Origin of the sequence: Cupriavidus alkaliphilus (genome assembly GCF_014191175.1) — a bacterium.
In the GTDB taxonomy this organism is placed as follows: domain Bacteria; phylum Pseudomonadota; class Gammaproteobacteria; order Burkholderiales; family Burkholderiaceae; genus Cupriavidus; species Cupriavidus alkaliphilus.
Map to the genome: position 1 here is coordinate 80,481 of NZ_JACHWE010000012.1, position 12,195 is coordinate 92,675.

At 62.3% G+C, this 12,195-nt stretch carries 24 protein-coding genes; 1 reads left to right on the plus strand and 23 read right to left on the minus strand.

Annotated elements, in window-relative coordinates:
• Positions 1–21 precede the first annotated feature (21 nt).
• From rplO to FHX60_RS26725, 21 genes are all read right to left on the minus strand, one after another.
• Positions 22–456, minus strand: coding sequence for a 50S ribosomal protein L15 (rplO, locus tag FHX60_RS26625; RefSeq protein WP_012354135.1), 435 nt, complete (start codon positions 454–456; stop codon positions 22–24).
• 19 nt (positions 457–475) lie between these two features.
• Complete coding sequence (gene rpmD / locus FHX60_RS26630; RefSeq protein ID WP_010812381.1) at positions 476–658, minus strand: 50S ribosomal protein L30; 183 nt, start codon at positions 656–658, stop codon at positions 476–478.
• A 10-nt stretch (positions 659–668) separates the two neighbouring features.
• On the minus strand, positions 669–1,187 hold the full coding sequence (gene rpsE / locus FHX60_RS26635) for a 30S ribosomal protein S5 (protein ID WP_006160449.1): 519 nt from the start codon (positions 1,185–1,187) through the stop codon (positions 669–671).
• A gap of 21 nt (positions 1,188–1,208) precedes the next feature.
• Entirely contained in the window at positions 1,209–1,565 is a 357-nt protein-coding gene (gene rplR, locus FHX60_RS26640; RefSeq protein WP_026164029.1) for a 50S ribosomal protein L18, read from the minus strand.
• A gap of 11 nt (positions 1,566–1,576) precedes the next feature.
• Positions 1,577–2,110 carry a 50S ribosomal protein L6 gene (rplF, locus tag FHX60_RS26645; RefSeq protein ID WP_062801964.1) on the minus strand — a complete coding sequence of 178 codons (534 nt, stop codon included), beginning with the start codon at positions 2,108–2,110 and terminating at the stop codon, positions 1,577–1,579.
• A gap of 10 nt (positions 2,111–2,120) precedes the next feature.
• A complete protein-coding gene (gene rpsH / locus FHX60_RS26650) occupies positions 2,121–2,516 on the minus strand; it encodes a 30S ribosomal protein S8 (protein WP_010812384.1) in 396 nt (131 codons plus the stop codon).
• Positions 2,517–2,543: 27 nt separating this feature from the next.
• Positions 2,544–2,849 (minus strand): 30S ribosomal protein S14, encoded by a 306-nt coding sequence (gene rpsN / locus FHX60_RS26655; protein ID WP_010812385.1) that lies wholly within the window; start codon positions 2,847–2,849, stop codon positions 2,544–2,546.
• 9 nt (positions 2,850–2,858) lie between these two features.
• A complete protein-coding gene (gene rplE, locus FHX60_RS26660) occupies positions 2,859–3,401 on the minus strand; it encodes a 50S ribosomal protein L5 (RefSeq protein WP_010812386.1) in 543 nt (180 codons plus the stop codon).
• Positions 3,402–3,426: 25 nt separating this feature from the next.
• The gene (gene rplX, locus FHX60_RS26665) at positions 3,427–3,735 is read right to left on the minus strand and encodes a 50S ribosomal protein L24 (RefSeq protein ID WP_010812387.1); all 309 of its coding nucleotides are present in this window, start codon (positions 3,733–3,735) and stop codon (positions 3,427–3,429) included.
• 9 nt (positions 3,736–3,744) lie between these two features.
• Positions 3,745–4,113, minus strand: a complete 369-nt coding sequence (gene rplN / locus FHX60_RS26670; protein ID WP_010812388.1) for a 50S ribosomal protein L14 — start codon at positions 4,111–4,113, stop codon at positions 3,745–3,747.
• A 281-nt stretch (positions 4,114–4,394) separates the two neighbouring features.
• Positions 4,395–4,673 (minus strand): 30S ribosomal protein S17, encoded by a 279-nt coding sequence (gene rpsQ, locus FHX60_RS26675; RefSeq protein WP_010812389.1) that lies wholly within the window; start codon positions 4,671–4,673, stop codon positions 4,395–4,397.
• On the minus strand, positions 4,670–4,864 hold the full coding sequence (gene rpmC / locus FHX60_RS26680) for a 50S ribosomal protein L29 (protein WP_010812390.1): 195 nt from the start codon (positions 4,862–4,864) through the stop codon (positions 4,670–4,672). Before rpmC ends, rpsQ begins: the two co-directional genes overlap by 4 nt.
• 11 nt (positions 4,865–4,875) lie before the next feature.
• On the minus strand, positions 4,876–5,292 hold the full coding sequence (gene rplP / locus FHX60_RS26685; protein ID WP_006576240.1) for a 50S ribosomal protein L16: 417 nt from the start codon (positions 5,290–5,292) through the stop codon (positions 4,876–4,878).
• A 2-nt stretch (positions 5,293–5,294) separates the two neighbouring features.
• Positions 5,295–6,092 carry a 30S ribosomal protein S3 gene (rpsC, locus tag FHX60_RS26690; RefSeq protein WP_010812392.1) on the minus strand — a complete coding sequence of 266 codons (798 nt, stop codon included), beginning with the start codon at positions 6,090–6,092 and terminating at the stop codon, positions 5,295–5,297.
• A 9-nt stretch (positions 6,093–6,101) separates the two neighbouring features.
• Entirely contained in the window at positions 6,102–6,431 is a 330-nt protein-coding gene (gene rplV / locus FHX60_RS26695; protein WP_003271370.1) for a 50S ribosomal protein L22, read from the minus strand.
• Positions 6,432–6,440: 9 nt separating this feature from the next.
• Positions 6,441–6,716, minus strand: coding sequence for a 30S ribosomal protein S19 (gene rpsS / locus FHX60_RS26700; RefSeq protein WP_012354138.1), 276 nt, complete (start codon positions 6,714–6,716; stop codon positions 6,441–6,443).
• Positions 6,717–6,738: 22 nt separating this feature from the next.
• Positions 6,739–7,569, minus strand: coding sequence for a 50S ribosomal protein L2 (gene rplB / locus FHX60_RS26705; RefSeq protein ID WP_029047584.1), 831 nt, complete (start codon positions 7,567–7,569; stop codon positions 6,739–6,741).
• 2 nt (positions 7,570–7,571) lie between these two features.
• On the minus strand, positions 7,572–7,886 hold the full coding sequence (rplW, locus tag FHX60_RS26710; protein WP_006576245.1) for a 50S ribosomal protein L23: 315 nt from the start codon (positions 7,884–7,886) through the stop codon (positions 7,572–7,574).
• Positions 7,883–8,503 carry a 50S ribosomal protein L4 gene (gene rplD, locus FHX60_RS26715; protein WP_022536862.1) on the minus strand — a complete coding sequence of 207 codons (621 nt, stop codon included), beginning with the start codon at positions 8,501–8,503 and terminating at the stop codon, positions 7,883–7,885. Before rplD ends, rplW begins: the two co-directional genes overlap by 4 nt.
• A 12-nt stretch (positions 8,504–8,515) precedes the next feature.
• A complete protein-coding gene (rplC, locus tag FHX60_RS26720) occupies positions 8,516–9,166 on the minus strand; it encodes a 50S ribosomal protein L3 (protein WP_010812397.1) in 651 nt (216 codons plus the stop codon).
• Positions 9,167–9,635: 469 nt separating this feature from the next.
• Complete coding sequence (locus tag FHX60_RS26725; protein ID WP_183285107.1) at positions 9,636–11,189, minus strand: tannase/feruloyl esterase family alpha/beta hydrolase; 1,554 nt, start codon at positions 11,187–11,189, stop codon at positions 9,636–9,638.
• A gap of 129 nt (positions 11,190–11,318) precedes the next feature.
• Here FHX60_RS26725 and FHX60_RS26730 point away from each other — a divergent pair, with 129 nt between their 5' ends.
• On the plus strand, positions 11,319–11,504 hold the full coding sequence (locus FHX60_RS26730) for a hypothetical protein (RefSeq protein WP_183285108.1): 186 nt from the start codon (positions 11,319–11,321) through the stop codon (positions 11,502–11,504).
• 212 nt (positions 11,505–11,716) lie between these two features.
• Here FHX60_RS26730 and rpsJ read toward each other — a convergent pair whose 3' ends face one another.
• Positions 11,717–12,025 carry a 30S ribosomal protein S10 gene (rpsJ, locus tag FHX60_RS26735; protein WP_006160488.1) on the minus strand — a complete coding sequence of 103 codons (309 nt, stop codon included), beginning with the start codon at positions 12,023–12,025 and terminating at the stop codon, positions 11,717–11,719.
• A 77-nt stretch (positions 12,026–12,102) separates the two neighbouring features.
• On the minus strand, positions 12,103–12,195 hold a 93-nt coding region (locus FHX60_RS26740; RefSeq protein WP_018003799.1), incomplete at its 5' end, for an EF-Tu C-terminal domain-related protein.

The following is a 12,195-nucleotide window of genomic DNA, read 5'->3' on the forward strand; positions in this document are numbered from 1 at the left end:
GCTGCGATGAATGCTGCCGTATCAGGCTGCGATCTGGCCGCCGGCGGCTTCGATCGCGGCCTTGGCGCCAGCGGTGGCGCCCAGACCCTTGATCGTCACCTTGCGGGTCAGCTCGCCGGCCTTGATGACCTTGGCGCTCTTGACCAGGTCGCCGACCAGGCCAGCCTGCTTCAGGACCAGCAGGTCGACTTCGGCCGCTTCCAGGCGCTCGATGTCACGCAGCGTGACTTCGGCGGTGAACGCCTTGGTCAGCGAGGTGAAGCCGCGCTTCGGCAGGCGACGATACAGCGGCATCTGGCCGCCTTCGAAACCCACCTTGTGGAAGCCGCCCGAACGCGACTTCTGACCCTTGTGACCGCGACCGGCGGTCTTGCCCAGGCCGGAGCCGATACCGCGGCCGACGCGACGCTTGGCGTGCTTCGAACCGGCAGCCGGTTTCAGGTTGTTCAGTTGCATCTTGCTCTCCAAGTCCCGATCAGGCCAGAACCTTGACCAGGTACGAGACCTTGTTGATCATGCCGCGCACGGCGGGCGTGTCCTGCAGCTCCGACACCGAGTTGATGCGGCGCAGGCCCAGGCCACGAACGGTGGCGCGATGATCCTCGCGCGTGCCGATCAGGCTGCGCACGAGTTGCACTTTTACGGTTTTCTGCGACATTGCGTTCACCTTAACCCAGGATGTCTTCGACCGACTTGCCACGCTTGGCGGCGATTTCGCCCGGCGTGCTCATCTTCTGAAGGCCGTCCAGCGTGGCGCGAACCATGTTGTACGGGTTGGTGGAGCCGTGCGACTTGGTCACCACGTTGGTGACACCCATCACTTCGAAGATCGCGCGCATCGGGCCGCCGGCGATCACGCCGGTACCTTCCTTGGCGGGCATCATCAGCACCTTGGCGGCACCGTGCTTGCCAACGACTTCGTGTTGCAGCGTGCCGTTCTTCAGCGAGACCTTGACCATCTTGCGACGGGCTTCGTCCATTGCCTTCTGAACAGCAACCGGCACTTCCTTGGCCTTGCCCTTGCCCATGCCGATGCGGCCATCGCCGTCACCGACCACGGTCAGCGCTGCGAAACCGAGAATCCGGCCACCCTTCACCACCTTGGTGACACGGTTGACCGAGATCATCTTCTCGCGGAGGCCGTCGTCGCGTTCGTCCTGTTGGACTTTTGCTTGCATCTTTGCCATGACGTATCTCTCTCTATGCGCTTAGAACTTCAGGCCGGCTTCGCGGGCGGCGTCTGCCAGGGCCTTCACGCGGCCATGGAAACGGAAGCCGGCGCGATCGAACGCGACGGTTTCCACGCCGGCAGCCTTCGCCTTCTCGGCGATGCGCTTGCCCACGATGGTAGCGGCAGCGGCGGTAGCGCCCTTGCCTTCCAGTTCCTTGCGCACTTCTGCCTCGACGGTCGAAGCCGAAGCCAGCACCTTGGTGCCGCACTCGGAGAAGACCTGGGCGTAAATGTTCGAATTCGTACGGAACACGGTCAGACGATTGACTTTCATCTCCGCGATCTTGGCGCGGGTCTGACGTGCACGGCGCAAACGAGCGTCTTTCTTGTTCATCATTGCACCCCTTACTTCTTCTTGGTTTCCTTCAGGATGACGCGCTCGTCGCTGTAGCGCACACCCTTGCCCTTGTAGGGCTCGGGCGGACGGTACGCGCGGACTTCCGCGGCAACCTGACCGACTTTCTGCTTGTCCGCACCCTTGATCAGGATTTCGGTCTGCGTCGGCGTTTCAGCCTTCACGCCTTCCGGCATCTCATGGATCACGTCGTGCGAGAAACCAAGCTGGAGCTTCAGCGCAGTGCCTTGCAGCTGGGCACGATAGCCCACGCCAACGAGGTTCAGCTTGCGCTCGAAACCGGTGGTCACGCCCTTGACCATGTTCGCCGCCAGGGCGCGCATGGTGCCTTGCAGGGCGTTTGCTTCACGCGACTCGTCAGCCGGCGAGAAGGTCAGCGTGTCGTTCTCGACATTGACCTTGACCAGGCTGTGAATCGGCTGGGACAGCGTACCCAGCGGGCCCTTCACGGAGAGCACGCCAGCTGCCACGTTCACTTCCGCGCCCTTGGGGAGCGCGATGGGAGCCTTACCTACACGGGACATGGTTCTCTCCTTAAGCGACGTAGCAGAGAACTTCGCCGCCCACGCCGGTGGCGCGAGCCTTGCGGTCGGTCATCAGACCCTGCGGGGTCGAGATGATCGCCACACCGAGGCCGTTCATCACTTGCGGAATGTCGCTGCGGCCCTTGTACACGCGCAGGCCGGGCTTCGAGACGCGCTCGATGCGCTCGATCACCGGACGGCCGGCGTAGTACTTGAGACCGATGCTCAGTTGTGCCTTGCCGCCATCTTCCTGGACGGCGTAGTCGTCGATATAGCCTTCGTCCTTCAGGACCTTGGCGATTGCCACTTTCAGCTTCGACGACGGCATGACAACCGACGCTTTCTGCACGCCCTGGGCGTTGCGGATGCGCGTCAGCATATCGGCGATAGGATCGCTCATGCTCATACTGTTTCTCCTGTAGCCTGTGCGTAATTACCAGCTGGCTTTCGTCAGACCCGGGATTTCGCCCTTGAAGGCGATTTCGCGGATCTTGTTACGCGCCAGGCCAAACTTGCGGAAGGTACCGCGGGGACGACCGGTGATCGCGCAGCGGTTGCGCTGGCGGGTCGGGTTCGCGTTGCGCGGGAGCTGCTGCAGCTCGAGACGCGCGCTGTAACGCTCTTCTTCCGACTTTTCTTGGTCGTCGATAATGGCCTTGAGGTTGGCGCGCTTGGCGGCATACTTTGCCACCAGCTTGGCGCGCTTCTTCTCACGTTCAATCAGAGCCAGTTTAGCCACGGTTACCCCTTAATTGCGGAACGGGAACTTGAACGCACCGAGGAGGGCCTTGGCTTCCTCGTCGTTCTTTGCCGTCGTCGTGATGCTGATGTTCAGACCACGCAGTGCGTCGATCTTGTCGTACTCGATTTCGGGGAAAATGATCTGCTCTTTCACACCGATGTTGTAGTTGCCACGACCGTCGAACGAACGGCCCGACACACCACGGAAGTCACGCACGCGCGGCAGGGCCACGGTGACGAAACGATCGAGGAATTCGAACATGCGCTCGCCGCGCAGGGTCACCATCGCACCGATGGGGTAGCCCTGGCGGATCTTGAAGCCGGCGATGGCCTTCTTGGCCTTCGTCACGACCGGCTTCTGACCGGCGATCTTGGTCAGGTCGCCCACGGCGTTTTCAATGATCTTCTTGTCATTGATGGCTTCGCCAAGACCCATGTTCAGGGTGATCTTGGTGATGCGCGGCACTTCCATGACCGACTTGTAGCCGAACTGCTCGATCAGCTTCGGCACAACCTGTTCTTTGTAAAACTCTTGCAGACGTGCTGCCATGCTCAACTCCTATACGTGCCCAGAATCAAGCTGCCACGACGGCGCCGGTGGTCTTCAGCACGCGCACGCGCTTGCCGTCTTCCACCTTGATGCCGACGCGCGACGGCTTGCCATTGGCATCCACGAGCGCAACGTTGGAAATATGCAGCGGCATGACCTTGTCGACCACACCACCGGTAGTGCCCAGCATCGGGTTCGGGCGGGCATGCTTCTTGGCGATGTTCACGCCTTGCACCGCAACCTTGTCGCCGAGGACGGCCTGCACGGTACCGCGCTTGCCCTTGTCCTTGCCGGTCAGCACGATGACTTCGTCGCCTTTGCGAATCTTGTTCATGGCGGCTCCTTACAGCACTTCCGGAGCGAGCGACACGATCTTCATGAAGCGCTCGGTACGGAGTTCACGAGTCACCGGCCCGAAGATACGGGTGCCGATCGGCTCGAGCTTGTTGTTCAGCAGGACGGCGGCGTTGCCGTCGAACTTGATCAGCGAACCGTCAGCGCGGCGCACGCCCTTGGCGGTACGCACGACGACGGCGTTGTAGATGTCGCCCTTCTTGACGCGACCGCGCGGCGCTGCGTCCTTGACGGTCACCTTGATGATGTCGCCAACGCTTGCGTAGCGGCGCTTGGAGCCACCCAGCACCTTGATGCACAGCACTTCGCGCGCACCAGTGTTATCGGCCACTTCGAGCCGGCTTTCTGTCTGAATCATGGTGTTTGTCTTCCCAACTTAATCCGCCAGGTGCGATAGCGCCCGTCGGTCAGTCTTGGTCCCGTCGGTTCCGGCCTTGCGCCAGCACCGTATGGGTTGATCAACTTTGAAGTCGGTAGGAACCTGGCAATCCCGACGAAAAATCATCGGAGCCGCCTGGCCCTGGCTCGCTCAACAGGCCCGCCCGGGTGGTACAGCTAAGGCGAACGCAATAAAGCGGAAGTCCAGGATTATAGCTACATAATCCTGGACTTGCAAGTCAAGCTAAGAACGTGTTGTTCTTAGATGACGCGTGCAGCCTCTACCAGCCGGGAAACCACCCAGGACTTGGTCCGCGACAGCGGACGGCCTTCCTGGATTTCGACCTTGTCGCCTTCCTTGTACTGGTTGGCTTCGTCGTGTGCGTGGTACTTCTTGGAACGCAGCACGTACTTGCCGTACAGGGGATGCTTGACGCGGTTTTCCACCAAGACCGTAACGGTCTTGTCCATCTTGTCGCTCACGACACGGCCGACCAGGGTACGGCGAAGCGACTTTTCCGTTTGTGCAGCTTCAGTCATTTCGCGTTCGCCTTTTGAGTCAGCACGGTTTGCACGCGCGCGATGTCCTTGCGAACCTTCTTCAGCTGGCTGGTGTTCTGCAGCTGTTGGGTTGCCTTTTGCATGCGCAGGCTAAATTGGGCCTTCAGCAGCTCGGAGAGCTCCTGGTTCAGGCCTGCGGCGTCCTTGCCGCGAAGTTCGGATGCTTTCATTCCTGCTCTCCTTACGTCCCGACCTGGCGCACCACGAAATTGGTGGCGATCGGCAGCTTGGCAGCCGCGAGGCGGAACGCCTCACGCGCCAGCTCTTCGCTCACGCCATCCATTTCGTACAGCATCTTGCCCGGCTGGATTTCAGCCACGTAGTACTCCGGATTGCCCTTACCGTTACCCATACGGACTTCGGCGGGCTTCTTCGAGATCGGCTTGTCCGGGAAAATCCGGATCCAGATGCGGCCGCCACGCTTGATGTGGCGGGTCATCGCACGACGTGCCGACTCGATCTGACGAGCCGTCAGGCGGCCACGGCCCATGGCCTTCAGGCCGAATTCGCCGAAAGACACGGCGTTACCACGGGTAGCCTTACCCGTGTTGCGGCCTTTCTGCTCCTTGCGGTATTTTCTGCGCTTAGGTTGCAGCATCGTTATTCTCCACTCTTCGCATCTGCGCCAGGCGCAGCGCGGCGACCGGCACCGGCACCGCCGCGGCGGTTGCCACCCGGACGGCCTTCGCCTTCACGGCGGCGACCTTCCGGACGACCCGGGCGACGACGACGGTCGTCCTGCGGCTCTTCCACCACCGGCGCGTCATTGCGGCCGAGGTGATCCCCCTTGTAGACCCACACCTTGACACCGATGATGCCGTAGGTGGTTTCTGCTTCGGAGAAGCCGTAGTCGATGTCGGCGCGCAGGGTGTGCAGGGGCACACGGCCTTCGCGGTACCACTCGGTACGTGCGATTTCGATACCGTTCAGACGGCCGGCGCTCATGATCTTGATACCCTGGGCGCCCAGGCGCATCGCGTTCTGCATGGCGCGCTTCATGGCGCGGCGGAACATGATGCGGCGCTCGAGCTGCTGGGTGATCGAATCGGCGATCAGCTGAGCATCGGTTTCCGGCTTGCGGATTTCCTCGATGTTCACGTGCACGGGCACGCCCATGCGACGCTGCAGTTCGGCCTTCAGCAGTTCGATGTCCTCACCCTTCTTGCCGATCACCACGCCCGGACGCGAGCTGTAAATGGTGATACGGGCATTGCGGGCGGGGCGCTCGATCACGACGCGGCCAACCGATGCGTTCTTGAGCTTCTTCTTCAGGAAGTCGCGAACTTCGATGTCTTCCTTCAGCATGCCGGCGAACTTCGTGTTGCTGGCGTACCAGCGCGAAGCCCAGTTACGGCTGACAGCCAGACGGAAGCCAGTCGGATGAATCTTCTGTCCCATCGTGACTCCTTAGTTGCCGAGCGTCACAGTGATGTGACAGGTTTGTTTCTCGATGCGGTTGCCGCGGCCCTTTGCCCGTGCCGTGAAGCGCTTGAGCGAGGTTGCCTTGTCGACGTAGATCGATTTGACCTTGAGTTCGTCGATGTCGGCGCCTTCGTTGTGCTCGGCGTTGGCGATGGCCGATTCGACCACCTTCTTCACGATCCCGGCAGCCTTTTTCGGGCTGAACGTCAGGACGTTGAGCGCGCGCTCGATCGGCAGACCACGGATCTGGTCAGCGACCAGGCGCGTCTTCTGGGCGGAGATGCGGGCACCGCGATGAATCGCTTTCACTTCCATGATGGCACCTTACCTCTTCGCTTTCTTGTCAGCCGCGTGGCCCTTGAACGTGCGGGTAATCGCAAATTCGCCGAGCTTGTGGCCAACCATGTTTTCCGTAACGTACACCGGCACGTGTTGACGGCCGTTGTGGACGGCGATCGTCAGGCCGATGAACTCCGGCAGAATGGTCGAGCGGCGCGACCACGTCTTGATGGGCTTCTTGTCCTTGCCGCTCGTTGCAACTTCCACCTTCTTCAGCAGGTGGGCGTCGCAGAACGGACCCTTTTTAGCGGAACGAGTCATATCTTTAGCTCCTACCTACCGATTAACGCTTGTGGCGCTTCTGGACGATCATGCTGTCCGTGCGCTTGTTGCTGCGGGTACGGTAACCCTTGGTCGGGGTACCCCACGGCGACACCGGATCGCGGCCAGCAGCGGTCTTGCCCTCGCCACCACCGTGCGGGTGGTCGACCGGGTTCATCACGACGCCGCGGACCGTCGGGCGGATACCGCGCCAACGGGTCGCACCGGCCTTGCCGATGACGCGCAGGCTGTGCTCTTCGTTGCCCACTTCACCGACGGTGGCGCGGCACTCGATGTGCACGCGGCGCACTTCGCCGGAGCGCAGGCGAACCTGGGCGTACAGGCCTTCGCGGGCCAGCAGCACGGCGGAACCGCCTGCAGCGCGGGCGATCTGGGCGCCCTTGCCCGGCAGCATTTCCACGTTGTTGATCGTGGTACCGACCGGAATGTTGCGGATCGGCAGGTTGTTACCGGCCTTGATCGGCGCTTCCGAGCCATTCAGCAGCGATTGGCCGGCAACCATGCCCTTGGTGGCGATGATGTAGCGGCGCTCGCCGTCGGCGAACACGACCAGCGCGATGTTGGCGCTGCGGTTCGGATCGTATTCCAGGCGCTCGACCTTGGCGGGGATGCCGTCCTTGTCGTTGCGCTTGAAGTCGACCACGCGGTAGTGGTGCTTATGACCACCGCCCTTGTGGCGGGTGGTGATATGACCATTGTTGTTACGGCCCGACTTCTGGAATTGCTTTTCCAGCAGCGGAGCGTGCGGGGCGCCCTTGTGAAGGTCCTTGTTGACCACCTTCACCATCGAGCGACGACCCGGGGAAGTCGGCTTGGTCTTGACGAGTGCCATGATTACTTGGCCTCCGCTTCAAAATTGATTTCCTGACCCGGCTTCAGCGACACGTAAGCTTTCTTCACGTGGTTGCGACGGCCCATGAAACGGCCGAAGCGCTTCTGCTTGCCCTTCTGGTTCAGGATCTGAACGGACTGCACCTCGACCTTGAACAGCAGTTCGACGGCGGCCTTCACTTCTGCCTTGTTGGCATCGCGGGCGACTTCGAACACGACTTGTTCATTCTTGTCGGCGACCAGGGTTGCCTTTTCGGAAACCACCGGCGCGAGCAGCACCTGCATCAAACGATGATCGTTCTTGGCTACTTGCGTCATTTCAGCAACTCCTCGATCTGCGCGACGGCCGCCTTGGTCACCAGCACCTTCTTGTAGTGCACGAGCGACAGCGGGTCAGCCTGGCGCGGCTCGACAACTGCCACGTGCGGCAGGTTGCGCGAAGCCAGGTAGAGGTTTTCGTCGAGGCTGTCGGTGATGATCAGCACCGAGTCCAGGCCCATGGCCTTGAACTTGTCGGCCAAGAGCTTGGTCTTGGGCGCGTCGACAGTGAAACCGTCCACCACGTTGATACGACCTTCACGTGCGAGCTGCGAGTAAATCGAGCGCATGCCGGCACGGAACATCTTCTTGTTGACCTTCTGGCTGAAGTTCTCTTCCGGCGAATTCGGGAAGATACGGCCGCCCCCGCGCCACAGCGGCGAGGAAGACATACCGGCACGAGCACGGCCCGTACCCTTCTGGCGCCACGGCTTCTTGGTCGTGTGCTTGACCTCTTCACGATCCTTCTGCTTGCGGTTGCCGCTGCGAGCGTTGGCCTGGTAAGCGACGACGATCTGGTGAACGAGGGCTTCGTTGTAGTCACGGCCGAACACTTCGGGCGACGCGTCAACGCCGGCGCCGATCTGGCCATTGTCCTGGAGGAGCTTGAGTTCCATTACATGCGCTCCTTAAGCTTTGGCTTTGGCCTTGACGGCCGGGGTAACGATGACCTTGCCGTTCTTGGAGCCGGGAATGGCGCCCTTGACCAGCAGCAGCTTGCGCTCTGCGTCGATCTTGGCGATCTCCAGGTTCTGCACGGTGCGGGTGACATCGCCCAGGTGACCGGTCATGCGCTTGCCCGGGAACACGCGGCCCGGATCCTGCGCCATACCGATCGAGCCCGGCACGTTGTGCGAGCGCGAGTTACCGTGGGTGGCACGGCCGGAGGCGAAGTGGTAGCGCTTGATGGTACCGGCGTAGCCCTTACCGATGGTCACGCCCTGCACGTCGATCTTCTGACCGACTTCGAACAGGTCGACCGACAGCGAACCGCCAGCTTGCAGTTCGGCAGCCTTGGCTGCGTCGATACGGAATTCGCGGATGATTTCGCCGGCTTCCACGCCGGCTTTGGCGAGGTGACCCGCCAGCGGCTTGGTGACGCGGCTTGCGCGTCGTGCGCCGAAGGTGACTTGAACCGCGGTGTAACCGTCGGTCTCGTCCGTCTTGATTTGCGTCACGCGGTTGTCGCCGACCTCGACCACGGTCACGGGAATCGCTTCACCGTCGTCCGTGAAAATACGGGTCATGCCAACCTTGCGACCTACAAGGCCAAGGCTCATGGTTTGCTCCATTCCCAGCTGCGATTGGCCGGGGCTGATTGATACACGAAAACTGTGCTTGCGCTTGTGCGCGGATGGGCTTGCGCTAAACAAGACTGCGCGCGGCCAAAATGGCCAGCCCACTACCCGAGGAAACGGGTAGCCTTACACTATATCGCAGCGGTTTGGAAAGGGCAATATGAATTGCGGATTTCCCCGCAATGTTGTAAGCCGGCACACCGCAGGAGCGGCGTTTGCGTGGCTTGGGATGTGGTGCGGGAGCGACGGCGGCACCTGAATGGTGTCCATGGCCTGTCCCGGCGGTTCAGCACAGGGCACGGGCGCTCGCCCCGGGGAAGTGTCCCGCGCCGACCTTGCGGCGGCGCAGAGCGGTCCAGGCCTGTGCGAACACAGTGCTGCCGCTTTGCGCCGCCGGTGGGGCGCGCGGCCCGTCACCACCGCAAGGAAGGCGGCAAAGCCGCTGCGGTCCTCAGCTCATCGCGCAGCTGTAGCTGACAGCAAGATTGGCATCGCCCGAGCCCGAGTACTTCGGGAACTTAGGGTACACGCACAGCGGCATGGTGCGCACCACACTCTGCTGTGCGTCCATTTTCGCGATCAGCAACTGCTCCGGGGCGGCTGACCTCTCGACCCAGTCGATCATGGCCCCGAGGTAGTCGACCTGATCCGGGCCGACCCCGCCCTGCACATGTCCGACACCCGGCTCGAGGTAGAAGCGGGCATTGGCGGCGCCAGCGCCCGCAAGCTGGGTCATTGCCGTGAAATTGCGAACGTGGTCCCTGCCGGATAGCAGCGAGTCGGCGCCGCCGTGCCAGGCGATGAGCTTCTTGCCCGATAACACGAATTGCGCGATGGCACGCATGTCGTGATCCGCCCCGGCCTGCTGCAAGCCGACCGCGATCGGGGGCAAGTCCCGTGTCACCTCGAACGTTGCCTGCAGGCTGCCCGGCTCCGTGGCGGGCAACATCCACGCCGCGTTGCCGGTGGCGAGGGCGGCGAAGCCGCCGCCGAGGCCGGCGTGGTAGGGCAAGTATTCGCCAAAATCGGCCCAGTGGTAGCCCGCGTAGACCAGCGCGCCCGCCGAGTCGCTCAGCGGCCCGACCAGTTCCTGGACGGTGCGCAGCTGCCCGGGGGACAGGCAGGTGGCCGCATCGGCCCCGGGTGCATCGCACGCCAGCGTGGCCGGACTGAAGGAACAGGCGTTCGGGTTGGCGATGATGCCGTCCTTGATCCCATCCAGCCCGTCACACGCTGCCACCGCGGCAGCGTTCAGCGCGGTCCACTGGGGCACGGCTGGCATGTCGGCGGAACCAGCACGCCGGGCCAGGTTGAGCCACGCTGCGGTCTGCGTGGCCATGTTCATGGTTTCCGCTCCGGCGATGATCCCGTCATACTGGTCCGGCCAGCGCTGCGCGGCGATATAGGCATTGCGCCCGCCATTGGACGCCCCGTTGAAGTAGGTATAGCCGGGCGCACGTCCGTAGAACGCCTTGACTGCTGCCTTGGCGAAAGCGATCGTGGTGCCGACCGCGGCATAGGCATAGTCGCTCTTCGCGGTCTGGCTCGTCAGGAACTCAGACGGGTCGCCAGTACGGTTGCCGCCATTCGAGGCGGCGTAGGCGACGCCTCGCTGGAGCGGCTGATACAGGGGGAAGCCAGCGCTGAAGCTCTCCACGGTTTTCACCTGCCCATCGAAGCCTCCGCCACCTTGGTGCATCAGCCTGCCCGTCCAGTTGTCCGGCAGGTCCACTTCGATGTCGAGCATCGTGCCGCTGGTTGCCGAAACCTTGCAGTAGCCTGGCAGCCCGCCCGCCGCCTCGATGCGCTTTGCCGCCGTGATGCTGGCCCCGCCGATGGTCCTGCCTTGCAGCGCGGCGCACGTCGCCGTGTAGTCGATCGTGGCCACGGTTGAAGCTGCTGCCTGCCCGTCGCCGCCGCACGCACTGAGCGTGAGTCCGATGCCCAGCGCCAGGGCAATGCCGATGGCATTGGACGCAGCGGTCCGGTGAGTCCTTTCAAACATCATTGTCTCCTCTGGGGGCGCCACGCTTATGTTTGCGGCTTTGCCGGCACGACTGGAACAAGGTAAAGCCGCTGCGGGGGAAGCGCCGGAGCGCCATTTCGCGCGTCCCCTTTTCAAGACTTCGAACGCATGAAGAAGACCAGCACCGGGACGTTGAGCGGTGCGCGGATTGCCGGCAGCAGGCCGGATGGAGAAGGCGGTGTGCTGCGCCTCGAGCAGGGCGCCGGGCACCATGGCAGGCACGCCGATCAGTGCGGCGGCGTTGGCGTCTCGACTTTGATTTACATCAATCGCGCCAGTTGCAATGCATGTTAGTGATACAAACTGATTCAATCAATCATCGCTTCTGTATCACTTTTTGGGGCGAGACGCCGGCGGCAACCGGATCGATTCGTCGCCGTCGCTCGCGCGATCGGGAAGCAATCGGCGGGACAAGGCTGCTGCATGCAAGCCTTGAAAACAAAAACGGCGAACCGAAGTTCGCCGTTTTTTGCTGCAGCAGGCCGCATGCGCGGCCTAAGGCATGATTACACCTTGATCTCGACGTCCACGCCTGCCGGCAGGTCGAGCTTCATCAGCGCGTCAACGGTCTTGTCGGTCGGGTCGACGATGTCCATCAGGCGCTGGTGGGTGCGGATCTCGAACTGATCGCGGCTGGTCTTGTTGACGTGCGGCGAACGCAGGATGTCGAAGCGCTGGATGCGGGTCGGCAGGGGCACCGGGCCCTTGACGATCGCGCCGGTACGCTTGGCGGTATCCACGATTTCGGCGGCCGACTGGTCGATCAGGCGATAGTCGAAAGCCTTCAGGCGGATACGGATCTTCTGGTTCTGCATGATATTTCCTTAAAAGAGCGATTGGGCAAGCTGCCCGTTGAATGGGGACATGCCCGCGGGCATGTCCCAGGAAGTGCTTAGTCGAGGATCTTTGCCACGACGCCGGCGCCGACGGTACGGCCACCTTCGCGGATAGCGAAGCGCAGGCCTTCTTCCATGGCGATCGGGGC